The organism is Streptomyces sp. S465 (assembly GCF_026898115.1).
GTDB classification, from domain to species: domain Bacteria; phylum Actinomycetota; class Actinomycetes; order Streptomycetales; family Streptomycetaceae; genus Streptomyces; species Streptomyces luomodiensis.
Map to the genome: position 1 here is coordinate 1527360 of NZ_CP114036.1, position 16004 is coordinate 1543363.

The window sequence follows — 16004 nt, forward strand, 5'->3', positions numbered from 1 at the left end:
CCGCGCGCCGGTTGCCGTGCCGGGCCGCACCTCTCAGCCGGGGTCGGACCCGGGGCGCCGGGGCAGACCCGCGGTGGGGGTGATCAGCAGCTTCGCCAGCCCGGCCCGGTCGGTGCCGACCTTACGGTAGACATCGGACAGCAGCCGGGCCACCTCGCGCTCCGCCAGCCCCGTCGCCTCGGCGATCCGGGCGTCCGCCCAGCCCTCCGCGGCCCGCTCGGCGACGGCCTGTTCCTGCGCGGTCAGCGGGCTGGTGTGATCGACCCGCAGCTGCATCGGGCGCAGCCCGGCCGCGGACAGCTCGTCGCGGGCCCGGACCGCGAGCGCGTCGGCGCCGCACTGCACCGCTCCCTCCAGACCGCGGTAGAGCCGGTCGCCGGCCTCCTGGGGCAGGCCGATACGGCGCAGCGCGGCGCCGTGGTCGACCAGCGCCACGGCCAGGTCGTAGGCGGACGGTGACCGCATCAGATGGCTGACGGCCTCGGCCAGCAGCTTGATCCGGTCCGGCCCCTGGGTGACGGTGGCCGCGGTGTGCAGCGCCTTGCCGATCGCGGAGTGGGTGCCGAACTGACGGGCGCGGCGCACCGCGTCGTCGGCGACCTCGGCGGCCTGCCGGGGATCGGTCAGCGCGAGGGCCTGGGCGAGGTGGAGCTGCCAGGGGCACCAGGCGGGATTGCGCATACCGCGCCCGTCCATGCGGCGGCCGGCCTCGGTGAGCCGGTGCCGGGCCTCGCGGTGCAAATTGGCGGCCAGCAGCAGCTCACCGCGGACCGCCGGCACATCGGGGCAGAGCGTGGCCTGCGGCAGGGTCTCACCGGCGTGTCCGGCCGCGAACTCCTGCGCCTGCTGGACCCGGCCCCGGCAGATCAGGGTTTCGATGAGGGTGCCGACCGCGGTCCAGTGCGCGGGGGTCGAGGAGCCCACCAGATCGGCGATCCGCATCCCCTCGCGGGCCAGCTCCTCCGCCTCGCCGAGCGCGCCGCGGCGGAGCCGGGCGTAGCCGAGGAGGGTGAAGCCGAACGCCAGGTGGGAGCCGCGCCAGCCCTTGCGCTCGCATTCGGCGATGCCTCTGTTGAACAGTTCCTCGGCCCGTCCGGGCTGGTCGCAGTGGAGGAAGACCAGGGCGACCAGGATGGGCACCTCGAAGCCCCAGTCGTCGTCGGTCCAGCTGAGGCCGTCGCCGAGGGCCTCCTCGGCGTAGTGCAGTGCGGTGGCGGCCGGTTCTCCGCGCGTCATCGCGTCGAAGGCGCGCAGTCCCAGCAGATAGCGCTCGGCCATGCCACGGCCGGTGAGGTGGTCCGCGAGCCGGGCCAGCCGCCGGGAGCGGGCGGGTGACTCCTTCTCGTCGGCCCGGAACATGTTCCACATCAGCTGCTCGGCCTGCATCCGCAGCCGGGTGCGGGCGCTGGTGGCGCGCCCGGCCTCGACGGCGAAGACCTGGGCGGCCTCCTCCATACGGCCGCTGTGGCCGTACGCCTGGGCGAGCCGGTAGGTGATCGCCTCGCGCAGTTCGGGGCCGAGCTCGGGCTCCTCGAGCGCGGCCCGCAGATGGTTGACGGTGACCCCGGGCTCGGTGAGCTGTGCGGCGCAGCCCAGCTCGTACAGCACGGCGGCGCGCTCCTCCGGGGCGGGTGGTTCGCGCAGGGCGCGGGCGAGACAGCGGCGCCCGGCGTCGGGGGCTCCGGCGCGCAGATACTCCTGGGCGGCCGCTCGCAGATGGCGCACCACCCAGGGGTCGCCCTCGGGGTGCATCTCCAGCAGGTGCCGGCCGGCGGCCGCGGAGCCCAGGCCCGCGGCGAGCACCACGGTGGCGGCCTGGCCGTGCATGGCCACCCGCAGGGCGCCGGGGATGGCCTGGTAGACGGCGGTGGCGATGAGCGGGTGGAGGTACTCGAGGGGCCGGGTGCCGTTTCCGGGGCGCGGCGGGGCCAGGATCCGCGCCTCGACGAGCCGCGCCACCACATCGGCGGCCTCGGTCTCGCTGAGCCCGGCGACATTGGCGGTGAGCGCCGGGGTGGCCTCGATGCCGAGGACGGCGACGGCCCAGGCGAAGCGGACGGCGGCGGTGCCGAGGCGGGTCAGCCGGTCGTTGAGCCCGCTGTCCTTGGCCGAGGAGACCAGTTGGCGCAGGGCGGGCAGGTTCTCCGACTGCGGTTTCAGCTCCCGGTCGCGGATCTTGGCGGTGAGCTCGGTGACCTCCCAGGGGTTGCCGCCGGTCATCGCCCAGCACTCGCGGCAGAACGCGTCGTCGGCGTCTTCGCCCAGGATCTCCCGGACGATACTGCCGACTCCGCTCGGGGTGAGCGGCGCCAGCACATGCGGCCGTGATCCCTGGCGTTCGACCAGGCGGCGTATCGCGGCGACGTCGGCGGTCAGGTCCTCCGGGCGGTAGCCGACGGCCAGCAGCAGGGGCAGGTCCGCGGTGCGGGAGGCGAACCGGGTGAGCCAGTCCAGCGATTCGGGGTCGGCCCAGTGGACGTCGTCGAGGATCATGACGACCGGGGCGTGTTCCATGGCGAAGCGGGTCACCAGCCAGTCGAGGCCGTCGCGGACGCCCTGCGGATCGGGTGCGCCGCCGCTGCCCGAGACCACCAGGCCGACCGCGGGCGCGACGATGTCGTACCAGGCGCCGAGGATTCTGCGGTGCTCGTCCTCGCCGGTCGCCGCGAGCACCGGCTGGAAGAGCTGACGCACCACGTGGAAGGCCGCGCCCTGTTCGTGCTCACCGCCGCGGGCCCGGAGCACGGTGCAGCCGCGGGCGGCGGCCCGCCGGCGCGCCTCGCCGAGCAGCGCGGTCTTGCCCACGCCGCCGGGCCCCTCGAAGGCGATCACGCCACCGCCGCGGATCTCGGTCCGGTTCCCGGGGTCCGTGCCGCACAGTTCGGTCAACGCGCCGTCCACGGCGCTCAGTTCGCGCTCCCTCTCCAGCAGTGTCCGGCGCGTCCGGTTCTGTTGGCTCATGTACTCCGCCACGTTCTTCCCCTCCGGCAAGTGCCGCCGAGGGTAGCGCGGATGGCACGCTGCGTAGCTCTCGATGGAGGGATTTCCGCCTGTCATTGCCAGTGGCACACGCCACTTCACTGTGCCCTCTATCGATGACATGGTTCGCACGCGAGGATGACCGGATTCATCGGGTCGGCCGGCTGCCGCGTATGCCTCCGGTATACGCGGCACTCGGGCCGCCCGGACGACGAAGGGGGCCGACACGACTCATGCACACACAGACTTCGCGACCACATGCCCGGCGGAGGGCACTGCTGCGCCGGGCGGCGCTGTTCGACTTCCCGGCCTCCGCCGACCTCAGTCCCGACACCGAGGCGGCCAGGCAGCACACCATCCGATGGCTTTCACGGTACGGCGTCTTCCAGGACCACGCGTCCGCCGCGGAGTACGACGCGCTCCGCTTCGACGTGCTGACGGGACTGTTCTACCCCCGGGCGAGCGGCGCCGAGCTGGATTTAGGCAATGACCTCGTGGGCTGGTACTTCGTCTTCGACGATCAGTTCGACGGGGAGCTGGGCCACCGTCCGGAGGCGGTGGCGCGGCTGGTGGCGGACGTCATACGGATCACCGAGGAGGACGAGACACACGGCGGGGCGCGGGGCGGCGAAGGGCCGCTCCTGGAGAGCTTCCGCGACCTGTGGCGCCGGATCAACTCCGGCCGGCCGCCGGTGTGGCGGGACCGCTTCCGCCACCACTGGCTGGAGTATCTGCACTCCTACCACCGCGAGGCCCTGGAGCGGACCGGCGACCTGCCCGGACCCGGCGGCGCGGGCGCCCCGCGCTCGGTGGAGGCCGTGCTCGCGCTGCGCCGCCATTCGATCGGGGTACAGCCGTGTCTCGATCTGAACGAGCCGTTCGGCGGGTACACCCTGCCGCCCGCGCTGCACGGCGGCTTTCCGCTGGCCCGTATGCGGGAGGCCACGGACGATGTGGTGGTCTTCACCAATGACATCGCCTCCCTGGACAAGGAGTTGGCCGTCGGCGACGTCCACAACAGCGTCATCGTCCAGTGGCAGCGCACGGGTGGTGACCTGGAGGACGCGGTACGCCATATCGCCGGTCTCGCCAACGCGCGCTACCGCTGGTTCGAGGAGACCGCGGCGAGGCTGCCGGCGCTGCTCGCCGAGGCGGGGGCGGCCCCGGACACGCACGCCGCCGTGGCGCGCTATGTGGACGGGATGCGGCATGTGATGACCGGCAATCTCGGCTGGTCGCTGCGGACGGCCCGGTACGACGAGCGGGGCACCGAGGCGGTCAGCGACGGCCGGCAGCGGCCCTGGGCGCAGCTGGCCGGTGCGGAGGAGCTGATCCGCGCGGGGCGGGACGCCTCGCTGCCGTCACCCACCGGCGGCCCGCCTCACCGGTAGGCACCCGCGGTAGCCGGCGCGCGAGCCGAGCGCGCTGAAGGCGGGTCTTTCGGCCATACGAGATCGGCGGGAATGCGCCGCCGGTCACGGGGCCGATCCAGGGGGCGGGCCGTCCGGTGTGGCCGGATCCGCCCGCCCCTGATCGGCGGCCCGGGTTCAGGTGAGGTCGAACTCGCCGTCGCGCGCGCCCAGGACGAAGGCGCGCCACTCGGCCGGGGTGAAGATCAGCGCCGGGCCTTCGGGACGACGGCCGTGGCGCATCGCGATGAAGCCCTCGACGAAGGCGATCTCCACATCGCCCACACCCTGGCTGCTCGACTGCCACTGGGCTTGGGAGAGGTCGAGTTCGGGCTGCTCGCCGGTCCCTGTCAGTGGCTGTGCGGTGGTGGTGGTGTCGGCCACGTCGGCTCATCCTCCCTGATCGTCGTCCCGGCCCCACCTTAAGCTTTCGTGGCCGGTGCCGGACAGGCCACGAAAGGAGTACGGAGCACCGGGCCTCAACCGGTCGGCGGCGTGTCCGCGACCACCCACATCGAGAAGAACTGCGAGCCTCCGCCATAGGCGTGGCCGAGCGCCTTACGGACGCCGTCGACCTGGTGCTCGCCCGCCCGCCCGCGCACCTGGAGCGCGGCCTCGGCGAACCGCAGCATGCCGGAGGCCCCGATGGGGTTGGTGGACAGCACCCCGCCGGAGGGGTTGACCGGGAGCTCGCCGTCGATCTCGGTGATCCCGGACTCGGTGAGCTTCCAGCCCTCTCCCTCGTCCGCGAAACCGAGGTTCTCCAGCCACATGGGTTCGTACCAGCTGAAGGGCACGTACATCTCCACCGCGTCGATCTCCCGGCGCGGATCGGTGATCCCGGCCTGCCGGTAGACATCGGCCGCGCAGTCCCGGCCGGCCCGCGGCGAGACGAAGTCCTTGCCCGCGAAGAGCGTCGGCTCGCTGCGCATCGCGCCGCCGTGCATCCAGGCGGGCGGATACGGGGCGCGGTCCGCGCCGGCGCGGTCGGTGAGCACCATGGCGCAGGCGCCGTCCGAGGAGGGGCAGGTCTCCGAGTAGCGGATGGGATCCCACAGCATCGGGGACGACCGCACCTTGTCCAGCGTCAGATCGTGTTCGTGGAGGTGCGCGTAGGGGTTGCGCAGGGCGTTGCGACGGTCCTTGTAGGCCACGAGGGCGCCGATTCCGGGCGGCGCGCCGGTGCGCCGCAGGTACGCCCGCACGTGCGGGGCGAAGAAGCCGCCCGCCCCGGCCAGCAGCGGCTGCTGGAAGGGGATGGGCAGGGACAGGCCCCACATGGCGTTCGACTCCGACTGCTTCTCGAAGGCGAGGGTGAGGACGGTCCGGTGGACGCGGGCGGCGACGAGGCCGGCGGCGACCAGCGCGGTGGAGCCGCCGACCGAGCCCGCGGTGTGCACGCGCAGCATCGGCTTGCCGACCGCGCCGAGCGCGTCGGCGAGGTAGAGCTCGGGCATCATGACGCCCTCGAAGAAGTCGGGGGCCTTGCCGATGACGACGGCGTCGATGTCCGCCCAGCCCAGCCCGGCGTCGGTGAGGGCCCGTACGGCGGCCTCCCGGACCAGCCCGGCGATGGAGACGTCGCGGCGGGCGGCGGTGTGCTTGGTCTGGCCGATCCCGACGACGGCCACCGGCTCCTTCGTCACAGGACATCCCCTTCCAGGACGGCCACCAGGTTCTGCTGGAGACAGGGGCCCGAGGTGGCATGGGCGAGGGCGCGGCCGGCGGCGCCGCGGTGGATGGCGGCGGCCGCCTCGCCGAGCCGGATCAGCCCGGCGGCCATCATGGGGTTGGCGGCCAGCGCCCCGCCGGACGGGTTGACGCGCACCGCGTCCGCCAGCCGCAGTTCACGGCGGAGGATCAGCTCCTGGGAGGTGAACGGCGCATGCAGTTCGGCCAGGTCGACGGGGGCCTGGAAGGCGCCCGCGCGCTCGGCGGCGAGCCGGGTGGACGGGGAGCGGGTGAGGTCCCGGACACCGAGGCTGTGCGCCTCCGTCCGGTGGTCCATGCCGCGGATCCAGGCGGGGCGGGGGCAGAGCCGGCGCGCGGTGTCCCCGGCCGCGAGGACGACGGCGGCCGCGCCGTCACCGATGGGCGGGCAGTCGTGGCGGCGCAGCGGCCGCACCAGATAGGGCTCGTCCAGGAGCGCCTCGGGCGGCGGTGAGCCGGTCAGCTGGGCATGCGGGTTGGTCTCGGCCGCGGTCCGGCTGCGCGCCGCGACCCCGGCCAGCGCCCGCTCGTCGGCGCCGGTGTCCGCCGCGTCGATGAGCGCCTGGGCCTGGAGGGCGGCCAGGGAGACCGAGTCGGGCCACAGGGGCGCCATGTAGTACGGGTCGAGCTGGCGGGTCAGGACCTCCCGCAGATCGCCGGGGGAGGACTTGCCGTAGGCGTAGACGAGCGCGGTGTCCGCCTCGCCCGTCAGCAGCCGCGTCCACGCCTCGTACAGCGCCCAGGCGCCGTCCATCTCCACATGCGACTCCGAGATGGGCGGCCAGGCGCCGACGCCGTCGAGGGCCATGGTGAAGGAGAAGGCGCGGCCCGCCAGGTAGTCGGAGGAACCGGAGCAGGTGAAGTCGATCTCACCGGCCCGCAGACCGACGGTGTCCAGCACCTGGTGCAGGACCGGCATCACCATCTCCACCTCGGAGGTCTCCGCGCTGTCGGGCCGGTGGTCGCTCTGGCCGAAGGCGACGATGGCAACCTGGCGCATCTACAACAGCTCCTTGTAGGTGTCGTAGTCGGCGTCGGGTTCGCCGGTGGGGCGGTAGTGGTCGGGGTAGCGCCCGTCCGCACTCCATACGGGCTCCACGCGCAGCCCCATGCGCACCTGGTCGTAGGGGATGCCGCCGATGCGTCCGTGGAGGGCCAGGTCGGCGCCGTCCAGGGCGATGTGGGCGTAGACGTACGGCACCTCGATGTCGAGGTTACGGGCCTTGATGTTCACGATGCAGAAGGTGGTGACCGTGCCGCGCGGACCCACCTCCACCTGCTCGTCGGTGGCGACACCGCAGGTGGGGCAGGCCCCCCTGGGCGGGACGTACACCTTGCGGCAGGACGGGCAGCGCTCCCCGTAGATGGTCCGGCCGGCGAGGGCCTTCAGATAGCGCGACTGGGCGCGGCCGGGTGCGTAGGTGTAGTCGAGGCGGGCGGGGGCCACGATGCCGCTGACGGGGTCGGCGAACTCGCCGCTGTGCGGCACGGCTTCACCGGCCCCGGCGCCGTCGTACGGCTCGAAGCAGGCGATGTCGGTGATGGCGCCCACGCGCTCGCCGGCCCAGCGGATCCGTACCCGCATACCGGTGCGCACCGCGTCGGGACCGGGGGCGTCCAGGGCGTGGAGGAGCGCGGTGTCCGCGCCGTCCAGCCGCACCAGCACCCAGGCGAAGGGGGTGCGCAGGGGCTGGCCGCGGCGCGGCGCGGGGTTCCAGGCCCAGGTGGTGACGGTGCCGGTGGGGGCGACCTCGACGAGGTCGGCCAGTTCGTCGGCGGTGACCGGGTCGTATTCGACGGGCGGCACCAGCACCCGGCCGTCGGTGGTGCGCACGCCGAGCACGGTGCGGGTCCGCAGTCCGGTGAGGAAGGCGCTCTGGACCGGGCCGAGGGAGCGGGTGAACGGGAACTCGACGACCAAAGGCGCCTGGAGCACCTCGGGCGAGGGGGCCGGTGTCATGGGGTGGGTCTCCTTCCGCGCGGCCGGCGGGGTGGGGCGGGGACCTGGGGGTGCGGCGCCCCGGGAGTGCGGGGATCAGGCCCGGCGGTAGACCGGCGGCCGTTTCTCCGCGAAGGCTTTCGAGCCCTCTTTCGCGTCGGCGGTGTCGAAGATCGGCCAGCCGCGGCTCAGTTCCGACGTCAGGCCGTCGGCCTCGGTCATCTCGGCGGTCTCGTAGACGGACGCCTTGACCGCCTCGACGGCGAGCGGCCCGTTGGCGTTGATCAGCTCGGCGATCTCCAGGGCCTTCTCCAGCGCCGTGCCGTCCGGGACGACATGGCCGATCAGCCCGATCCGCGCCGCCTCCTCCGCCGGATAGGGACGCCCCGTCAGCAGCATCTCCAGGGCGTGGGTGCGGGGCAGCTGGCGGGCCAGCCGCACGGTGGAGCCGCCGATGGGGAACAGCCCGCGCCGGACCTCGAAGAGCCCGAAGGTGGCGCCGCGGCCCGCGACCCGGATGTCGGTGCCCTGGAGGATCTCGGTACCGCCCGCGACACAGGGGCCCTCGACGGCGGCGATCACCGGTTTGCGCGGCCGGTGGTGGCGCAGCATCGCCTTCCAGTGCAGATCGGGGTCGGCTTCGAGGCGGGCGCGCAGATGCTGTCCGTCCAGCCGGCCGCCGCCCGCGAGCGCCTTGAGGTCCATTCCGGCGCAGAAGGCGCCGCCGGCGCCGGTGAGCACCACCGACCGTACGGCGTCGTCCTCGTCGGCCTCGGTCCAGCCGTCGTACAGCCCGACCAGCATCGGCAGCGAGAGCGCGTTCCTGGCCTCGGGCCGGTTCAGGGTGAGCACCAAGGTCGCGCCGACGCGCTCGGCGATGAGGTGTTCGGTCCCGCTCGTCACGGCGTCCTCCCGTCTCGACGAGAACAGGTTGCAGCAGCCGTGGGCCGACTTCAAGAGAAATCTGATGGACAGTCAGATTTTCTGGCCGTGGGCCTTCCCACCTCATCCGGGCGCGGCTCTAATGAGCGCCGAGCCCGCCGGATCGAGGGATCAGGAGGAGCCGTGGAGTACAACCTTGCCGACCTGTTCGAGTCGATCGTCGACACGGTGCCCGGCAGAGAGGCGCTGGTGTACCTCGACCACCCCGGCACCGGGGCCGAGCGGCGGCTGACCTACGCCCAGCTCGACGCGGCCGCCAACCGGCTCGCACACCATCTGCGGGACAGCGGGGTCGCCCCGGGCGAGCATGTCGGACTGCATCTGTGCAACGGCGTCGAGTACCTCCAGACGGCCCTGGCCTGTCTGAAGATCCGGGCCGTGCCGGTGAACGTCAACTACCGCTATGTGGAAGACGAGCTGGTCTACCTCTACCGCGACGCGGACCTGGCCGCCCTGGTCTACGACGCCGAGTTCGGCGAGCGGGTGGCGGCCGCGCTGCCACGCGCCGGCTCCTTGCGCCATCTGGTGCGGGTCGGCACCGGCGACGGTCCCCCTGGGGCGGTGGCGTTCACCGAGGCCGAGGCGTCCGGGTCGCCCGAGCGCGGCTTCCCGGCGCGATCCGCCGACGACCGGTTCATCATCTACACCGGCGGCACCACCGGGATGCCCAAGGGCGTGCTGTGGCGGCAGGAGGACCTCTTCTTCGCCGGGCTGGGCGGCGGCGCGCCGACCGGTGTGCCCGTCGGGCGCCCGGAGGAGCTGGCCGAGCGGGTGGCGACGGGCGGCGAGGGGCTGGTCTTCTTCCCCACCCCGCCGCTGATGCACGGCACCTCCACCCTTACGGCCTTCATCGCGTTCAACTTCGGCCAGAAGGTGGTCCTGCACCGGAAGTTCGTGCCCGAGGAGGTGCTGAGGACGGTCGAGAGGGAGGAGGTCACCGCCGTGTCGCTGGTCGGCGACGCGATGCTGCGGCCACTGGTGGACGCCCTGACCGGCCCTCTCAAGGGCACCGACCTCTCCTCGCTGCTCAGCGTCAGCAGCTCGGGCGCGATCCTGTCGGAGACCGTACGCGCCCAGTTCGCCGAACTCGCCCCGCACACCCTGCTGCTCAACAACTTCGGCTCCTCGGAGTCCGGGTTCAACGGCACGGCCACCGCCGACTCCGGCCCCGAGAAGGGCTTCCGGCTGCGGGTCAACGCCCGTACGACGGTGGTGGACCCGGCGACCCGCGCCCCCGTGGCGCCCGGTGAGCCGGGCCGTATCGCCCAGCGCGGCCATGTGCCACTGGGCTACTACAACGATCCGGGGAAATCCGCCGAGACGTTCTTCGAGGCGGACGGGGAGCGCTGGGTGCTGCTCGGCGACATGGCGACCGTCGACGAGGACGGTGTGATCACCGTCCTCGGGCGCGGTTCGCAGTGCATCAACACCGGTGGCGAGAAGGTCTATCCGGAAGAGGTGGAACAGGCCCTGAAGGCCCATCCGGGGGTGTACGACGCACTGGTGGCGGGCGTCCCGGACACCCGCTGGGGCCATCGTGTCGCGGCCGTCGTCCAGCCGCGGGCGGACGCGTCCGGGCTCACCGCCGACGCGGTCCGCGAGCACTGCCGGGAGCGGCTCGCGGGCTACAAGATCCCCCGTACGGTCGTTTTCACCGACCGCGTCCGGCGCTCCCCCAGCGGCAAGGCCGACTACCGCTGGGCGCGCGCGGTGGCGCAGGAGGCGGACCCGGGGCCGTGGTCGGCCGGCTGAGCCGCCCGGAAGACCGGGCAGACTAAGCTGACCGGATGATCATTCCTCCGGTGACCCTGGCCGACGGCATCGTCATGCGGCCCGCCGTCCAGACCGACGCCGAGGCGCTCGCGGACGCGTACGTCCGTAACCGTGAGCATCTGGCGCCCACCAGCCCGCACCGCGACGAGAGCTTCTTCACCGCCGAGGGCCAGGACGCCCGGCTGCGGGATGAGCTGGCGCAGTGGGAGGCCGGCCGGCTGGTGCCCTGGGTGCTGGCCGGGGACGGGCGGATCCTGGGGACGGTCACGCTGTCGCAGATCGTCCTCGGCCCGTGGCGCAACGCGAATCTGGGCTACTGGATCGACGCCGGGCACCTCGGGCGCGGGCTGGCCACCCGAGCGGCCCGGTCCGCCTGCCGGGCGGCCGATGAACACCTCGGACTGCACCGGGTGGCGGCGGGCACGCTGACGGATAACGTGGCTTCCCAGCGCGTCCTGCTCGGCAGCGGGTTCACGTGGATCGGCAGGGCGCCCGACTATCTGTACATCGCCGGCGCCTGGCGGGAGCATCTGATCTTCCAGCGCATCCTCAACGAGCGTCCCGCGGTGTGACCCGCCACCTCGGGCCCTGCCCGGCGGTCACACCAACGGCTGATGCGGGGGCGCCTCCCAGCGGTAGCCGGGCGCGCGGTGCCAGGCGTCCCGAGCACGGCGGGATGTGACGGCGGGATGTGTCGGACAGGCCCTAGGGCTCCGCACGCTCGCACACCGACGGCAGCGAGCGGCCCAGCGCCACGGTGTGCAGCGCGTCCAGGTGCCGCCCGTGGATCACCGCGGCGGCCCCGGCGGTGAGCCGTCCCGCGCAGGAGCGGGTCTCGCGCACGGCCGCCGAGTCCGCGATGGCGCGCACGAGTTCGCCGTTGATCCGGTTGATCTCCAGCCGGATCCGCCCGAGGTCGGGGCGTTCGGTGGGCGCCTGGGAGGGGTCGGCGTCCCAGCGGCGGTAGAGACCGCGCTGGACGACCTTGCTGGCCTCGATCTGGTCGCGGAAGATCCTCGCCGTCGCCTCCGGGTCGGCGCCCAGCTCCTCGGCCTGCCGCGCCACCGCGTCCAGCACCTCCCGCTCCCGCGCCGGGTCGTCGATCGGGCTGTCCGTGCCCCACTTCGCGGCGGCGACCTCATCGGCCACCAGCACCCGCTCCGCGGCCAGGTCGACCAGCGGCCGCAGGGAGGCGTGCGCGGGAGCGGGGCCGGCCGGAGCGGCGGCGGCGGTCGTGGCTCCCGTGGCCAGCACGGCGGTGGCCAGCACGGCGATCAGCGCATGACGCGCGGACAGATGCGGTCGCATGAACGGGCGTTCCTCTCTCGGCGGTACGGCGGCCCGGGGCGTCGTCCGGGCGCGCGACGGGCCCTGGCACGATAGGCCGCCGCCCCGGCTCGACGCCACGGGGCCGGTCCCGCTGGACGCGCGGAACCGGCCCCGTGGCGCGATGGCCGGGATCAGGCGGGCTGTGGCGGCCGGGCGAGCTCGGCCTGGCCGAACAGCAGGGCGTACCCCTCGGGAAGGTGGTCCAGGACGCGGCGCCGCAGCTCGGGGCCTGCCAGCCGGCCGATGACACCCAGCACCGATCCGGCATCCCAGCGGGCGGTCGCCCGGGTGGATCCGGGGATGTGCGCGGCGATGTCCTTGACGAACCCCCAGCCGGTCAGCCGCTCGGAGGCGGGGATCTCGGCGGCGAGCACCCGCGCCGCCCTCCTGGGCAGCGCCCCGGCGAGGGCGACCCGCTCATCGCCGGTGAGCTGACGCCCCAGGGCGGCCAGCACGGTACGGGTCACCTCCTCGGCCCGCTCCCGGGTGGGGTAGAGACCCTCGTACCGCACCGCCTCGATCAGCTCGTCGTACGTCATACCGGGTTCTGGCCGCCCCGGGCGACGCTGCTGGAACATGGCTGTGGTAGCGCCTTTCTCGTGAACTCGTGACGGGGTGGGAGCTGTGTCAGGCGGTCAACTGGCGGGGAGAGCCCGCCCCGTCGCTGATCTTGATCTTGCGCGGCCTGGCCTTCTCCGAGATCGGCAGCCGGAGGGTGAGGACGCCCGCGTCGTAGGTGGCGTCGATCCGCTCGGTGTCGAGGGTGTCCCCCAGGATGAGCTGGCGGGTGTGGACGCCGGAGGGGCGCTCCGAGGCGATCAGTTCGGCGCCCTCGGGGGCCGGGGAGCGGCGCTCGGCGCGGACGGTCAGCACATTGCGCTCGACGTCGAGGTCGATGGTGTCGGGGTCGATGCCCGGGAGGTCGAAGTGGACGACGAACTCGTCCCCGGCGCGGTAGGCGTCCATCGGCATCGCGGCCGGCCGTGCGGCGGTGCCCAGAAGCTGCTGGGAGAGCCGGTCGAGTTCCCGGAACGCGTCGGTGCGCATGAGCATCACAGATCACTCCTTTTCGTATCGCTGCGTGCGATGCCCTATGTCTTTTTATATAGCGCGGCCGACACAAAGTTGACAACCCCACGCTCAAGGGTGGCCGTGACCTGCGCCTTCCGCTCCTCCTCCGTACGACTCACGCAGCCGCCGCTTGTAGAGCTTGCCGTTGGGATCCCGTGGCATCTCCGCGATGAAATCCACCGACTTGGGACATTTGTACCCCGCCAACCGGGTGGCGCAGTGGTCGAGGATCCCGGCGGCCAGATCGGGCCCCGGCGCATATTCCTCGGCGGGCTCCACGACCGCGACGACCTGCTCGCCCCAGTCCTCGTGGGGCACCCCGAAGGCGGCGGCGTCGGCGACGGCCGGATGGGTGAGCAGCGCGGCCTCGATCTCGGCGGGGTAGATGTTGACCCCGCCCGAGATGATCAGGTCGATCTTGCGGTCGCGGAGGTAGAGATAGCCGTCCTCGTCCAGCAGGCCGAGGTCGCCGACGGTGAAGAAGTCACCGATGCGGTTCTTCTCGGTCTTGCTCTTGTCCTTGTGGTAGGCGAAGCCCCCGGTGCTCATCTTCAGGTAGACGGTGCCCAGTTCACCGGCCGGGAGCCGGGTGCCCTCGTCGTCGAGGACGGCGATCTCGCTGATGGGCCAGGGGCGGCCGACGGTCCCCGGCTTCTTCAGCCACTCCTCGGCGGTGGCGAAGGTGCCGCCGCCCTCGCTGGCCGCGTAGTACTCCTCGACGCAGCCGCCCCACCAGTCGATCATCGCGCGTTTGACGTGGTCGGGGCAGGGCGCTGCCCCGTGGATCGCGTGGCGCATCGACGAGACGTCATAGGACCGCTTGACCTCGTCGGGGAGGGCGAGCAGCCGGTGGAACTGGGTCGGCACCATATGGGTGTGCGTACAGCGGTGGGTGTCGATGAGGCGGAGCATCTCCTGGGGCGTCCACTTGTCCATGACCACCAGGGGGTGGCCGATGTGCAGCGACGAGCTCGCGAACTGGAGGACGGCGGTGTGGTAGAGCGGTGAGCACACCAGATGGACGTGGTCGGGCTCTTCGGCGCGCGGCTTGATGCCGAAGAAGCGCAGGAAGCCGCCGAGGTGGCTGTCCTCGGGGAGCCGCCCGGTCAGCGGGCGGCGGATACCGCGCGGACGGCCCGTGGTGCCGGAGGTGTAGTTCATCACCCAGCCCAGCTCGCGCTCGGCGGGCGGCTCCCCGGACTGCCCCTCCAGGAGCTCGGCGTACGGGCGGAAGCCGTCGATCGCGCCGACCGCGTAGCGGTGGGTCGCGGGCAGCCCCGCCTCGTCGGCGGCGGCGGTCGCCGGCCCGCCGTAGCGCTCGTGCGCGATCAGCGCCTTGGCGCCGGAGTCGGAGACGATCCAGGCGATCTCGGGGCCGACCAAGTGGTGGTTGACCGGCACCAGGTAGAGCCCGGCCTGGGTGGCGGCGAGCGCGGCGACGAAGAACTCCACCCCGTTGGGCAGGACGACCGCCAGGGCGTCGCCGCGGCGCAGCCCGGCGGCGCGCAGCCCGCCGACGAGCCGGTTGCACACGCTGTGCAGCCGCCCGGCGGTCCACTGGGCGCCGTCCGGGGCGATGAGCACGGTACGGTCGGGTTCGAGCGCGGCCTGGGCCCAGAAGCCGTTGGGTGTAGGGGACATGGCGGTCCGGTCCTCCTTCTGACGGCGGTGTCAGGCGATCTGACGGCCGGCGGGTGGGGCGGACGCGGTCAGGCGCGTCCGGCGATGCGGTTGACGCGGTCGATGGCGCGCTCGAAGCCGCGGGTCAGCTCGTCGAAGACGGCCTGGACCGGGCGGACGGAGTCCATCCGGCCGACGATCTGGCCGACCGGCGTGCCGAGCAGGGGTTCCACCTCGTACTTCTGGATGCGGGAGACGGCCTCGGCGACCAGCAGTCCCTGGAGCGGCATGGGCAGCGGGTCCGGGCCGTCCCGGTCCTCCCAGGCGTCGGTCCACTCGGTGCGCAGCTGGCGGGCGGGTTTGCCGGTGAGGGCGCGGGAGCGCACGGTGTCCCCGGAGCCGGCCGCGAGCAGCTTGCGGGTGAGCGCCGCCGAATGCAGTCCGGCCTCCTCGGTGGTGAGCCAGAGGGAGCCGATCCAGACGCCCTGGGCGCCCAGCGCCAGCCCGGCGGCGATCTGTTCACCGCTGCCGATGCCGCCCGCGGCGAGCACGGGCAGCGGGTCCACGGCCCGCACCACCTCGGGGGTGAGCACCATGGAGGCGATCTCGCCGGTGTGGCCGCCGGCTTCGTAGCCCTGCGCGACGACGACGTCGAGTCCCGCCTCCTTGTGGTGGCGGGCGTGGCGGGCGCTGCCGGCGAGGGCGGCCACCAGGATGCCGTGGTCATGGGCGCGGGCGACGACATCGGCCGGGGGTGAGCCGAGGGCGTTGGCCAGGAGTTTCACGGGGTAGTCGAAGGCGACGTCGAGCTGGCTGCGGGCCACCTCCTCGAGCCAGCCGGTGATCCGCCAGCCGGACGCCTCGCCCTCGGCGAGCTCCGGGACGCCGTGTTTGGCGAGGGTGTCCCGGACGAACGCACGGTGACCCTCGGGGATCATCGCCTCGATATCGGCCTCGGTGACCCCCTCCACCTTCTTCGCCGGCATCACGACGTCCAGGCCGTAGGGTGTGCCGTCGGTGTGTTCCTGCATCCAGTCGAGGTCGCGGGCCAGCTCCTCGCCCGCGCCGTAGCGGACCGCGCCGAGCACGCCGAACCCGCCGGCCCGGCTGATCGCCGCGGCCACGGCGGGGAACGGCGTGAAGCCGAAGACGGCGTGCTCGACACCCAGCCTTGTGCTCAGCTCCGTCTGCATGGGCGGCAGGATGCCGCAGGGGGCCGGACGAGGGAAGAG

Annotated in this window: 14 protein-coding genes; 3 read left to right on the forward strand and 11 right to left on the reverse strand. The window is 73.0% G+C overall.

Annotated features, from left to right (window positions below; genetic code table 11):
• Positions 1-33: 33 nt before the first annotated feature.
• Positions 34-2961 carry an ATP-binding protein gene (locus N6H00_RS06425; RefSeq protein ID WP_268970595.1) on the reverse strand — a complete coding sequence of 976 codons (2928 nt, stop codon included), beginning with the start codon at positions 2959-2961 and terminating at the stop codon, positions 34-36.
• Positions 2962-3212: 251 nt separating this feature from the next.
• Here N6H00_RS06425 and N6H00_RS06430 point away from each other — a divergent pair, with 251 nt between their 5' ends.
• A complete protein-coding gene (locus N6H00_RS06430) occupies positions 3213-4370 on the forward strand; it encodes an isoafricanol synthase (RefSeq protein ID WP_268970596.1) in 1158 nt (385 codons plus the stop codon).
• A gap of 156 nt (positions 4371-4526) precedes the next feature.
• On the opposite strand, the gene N6H00_RS06435 is transcribed toward N6H00_RS06430, so the two are convergent.
• The 5 genes from N6H00_RS06435 to N6H00_RS06455 all read right to left on the reverse strand — a co-directional run bounded on the left by N6H00_RS06435 (position 4527) and on the right by N6H00_RS06455 (position 8940).
• Positions 4527-4772: a DUF397 domain-containing protein gene (locus N6H00_RS06435; protein ID WP_268970597.1), complete on the reverse strand. Its 246-nt coding sequence runs from the start codon at positions 4770-4772 to the stop codon at positions 4527-4529.
• Positions 4773-4867: 95 nt separating this feature from the next.
• Positions 4868-6034, reverse strand: a complete 1167-nt coding sequence (locus N6H00_RS06440) for a thiolase domain-containing protein (protein ID WP_268970598.1) — start codon at positions 6032-6034, stop codon at positions 4868-4870.
• Entirely contained in the window at positions 6031-7098 is a 1068-nt protein-coding gene (locus N6H00_RS06445) for a thiolase domain-containing protein (RefSeq protein ID WP_268970599.1), read from the reverse strand. Before N6H00_RS06445 ends, N6H00_RS06440 begins: the two co-directional genes overlap by 4 nt.
• Positions 7099-8058 (reverse strand): Zn-ribbon domain-containing OB-fold protein, encoded by a 960-nt coding sequence (locus tag N6H00_RS06450; protein ID WP_268970600.1) that lies wholly within the window; start codon positions 8056-8058, stop codon positions 7099-7101. It lies immediately after the preceding gene.
• 75 nt (positions 8059-8133) lie between these two features.
• Positions 8134-8940, reverse strand: a complete 807-nt coding sequence (locus N6H00_RS06455; RefSeq protein ID WP_268970601.1) for a crotonase/enoyl-CoA hydratase family protein — start codon at positions 8938-8940, stop codon at positions 8134-8136.
• A 162-nt stretch (positions 8941-9102) separates the two neighbouring features.
• Here N6H00_RS06455 and N6H00_RS06460 point away from each other — a divergent pair, with 162 nt between their 5' ends.
• Entirely contained in the window at positions 9103-10731 is a 1629-nt protein-coding gene (locus N6H00_RS06460) for an acyl-CoA synthetase (protein WP_268970602.1), read from the forward strand.
• Positions 10732-10766: 35 nt separating this feature from the next.
• Positions 10767-11324, forward strand: a complete 558-nt coding sequence (locus tag N6H00_RS06465; protein ID WP_268970603.1) for a GNAT family N-acetyltransferase — start codon at positions 10767-10769, stop codon at positions 11322-11324.
• A 133-nt stretch (positions 11325-11457) separates the two neighbouring features.
• Here N6H00_RS06465 and N6H00_RS06470 read toward each other — a convergent pair whose 3' ends face one another.
• From N6H00_RS06470 to N6H00_RS06490, 5 genes are all read right to left on the reverse strand, one after another.
• The gene (locus N6H00_RS06470) at positions 11458-12060 is read right to left on the reverse strand and encodes a chorismate mutase (RefSeq protein ID WP_268970604.1); all 603 of its coding nucleotides are present in this window, start codon (positions 12058-12060) and stop codon (positions 11458-11460) included.
• A gap of 152 nt (positions 12061-12212) precedes the next feature.
• Positions 12213-12659 carry a DUF2267 domain-containing protein gene (locus tag N6H00_RS06475; RefSeq protein ID WP_268970605.1) on the reverse strand — a complete coding sequence of 149 codons (447 nt, stop codon included), beginning with the start codon at positions 12657-12659 and terminating at the stop codon, positions 12213-12215.
• Between the two features lie 49 nt (positions 12660-12708).
• The gene (locus N6H00_RS06480) at positions 12709-13134 is read right to left on the reverse strand and encodes an Hsp20/alpha crystallin family protein (protein WP_268970606.1); all 426 of its coding nucleotides are present in this window, start codon (positions 13132-13134) and stop codon (positions 12709-12711) included.
• 87 nt (positions 13135-13221) lie between these two features.
• Positions 13222-14793 (reverse strand): acyl-CoA synthetase, encoded by a 1572-nt coding sequence (locus N6H00_RS06485; protein WP_268970607.1) that lies wholly within the window; start codon positions 14791-14793, stop codon positions 13222-13224.
• A gap of 68 nt (positions 14794-14861) precedes the next feature.
• Positions 14862-15965, reverse strand: a complete 1104-nt coding sequence (locus tag N6H00_RS06490; protein ID WP_268970608.1) for an NAD(P)H-dependent flavin oxidoreductase — start codon at positions 15963-15965, stop codon at positions 14862-14864.
• Between the last annotated feature and the right edge of the window lie 39 nt (positions 15966-16004).

What these genes read in the sequence shown, in the direction of transcription:
- N6H00_RS06425 (WP_268970595.1), bottom strand. Translation starts at nt 2,961, where the DNA reads ATGAGCCAACAGAACCGGACGCGCCGGACACTGCTGGAGAGGGAGCGC.
- N6H00_RS06430 (WP_268970596.1), top strand. Translation starts at nt 3,213, where the DNA reads ATGCACACACAGACTTCGCGACCACATGCCCGGCGGAGGGCACTGCTG.
- N6H00_RS06445 (WP_268970599.1), bottom strand. Translation starts at nt 7,098, where the DNA reads ATGCGCCAGGTTGCCATCGTCGCCTTCGGCCAGAGCGACCACCGGCCC.
- N6H00_RS06450 (WP_268970600.1), bottom strand. Translation starts at nt 8,058, where the DNA reads ATGACACCGGCCCCCTCGCCCGAGGTGCTCCAGGCGCCTTTGGTCGTC.
- N6H00_RS06465 (WP_268970603.1), top strand. Translation starts at nt 10,767, where the DNA reads ATGATCATTCCTCCGGTGACCCTGGCCGACGGCATCGTCATGCGGCCC.
- N6H00_RS06470 (WP_268970604.1), bottom strand. Translation starts at nt 12,060, where the DNA reads ATGCGACCGCATCTGTCCGCGCGTCATGCGCTGATCGCCGTGCTGGCC.
- N6H00_RS06475 (WP_268970605.1), bottom strand. Translation starts at nt 12,659, where the DNA reads ATGTTCCAGCAGCGTCGCCCGGGGCGGCCAGAACCCGGTATGACGTAC.
- N6H00_RS06480 (WP_268970606.1), bottom strand. Translation starts at nt 13,134, where the DNA reads ATGCTCATGCGCACCGACGCGTTCCGGGAACTCGACCGGCTCTCCCAG.
- N6H00_RS06485 (WP_268970607.1), bottom strand. Translation starts at nt 14,793, where the DNA reads ATGTCCCCTACACCCAACGGCTTCTGGGCCCAGGCCGCGCTCGAACCC.
- N6H00_RS06490 (WP_268970608.1), bottom strand. Translation starts at nt 15,965, where the DNA reads ATGCAGACGGAGCTGAGCACAAGGCTGGGTGTCGAGCACGCCGTCTTC.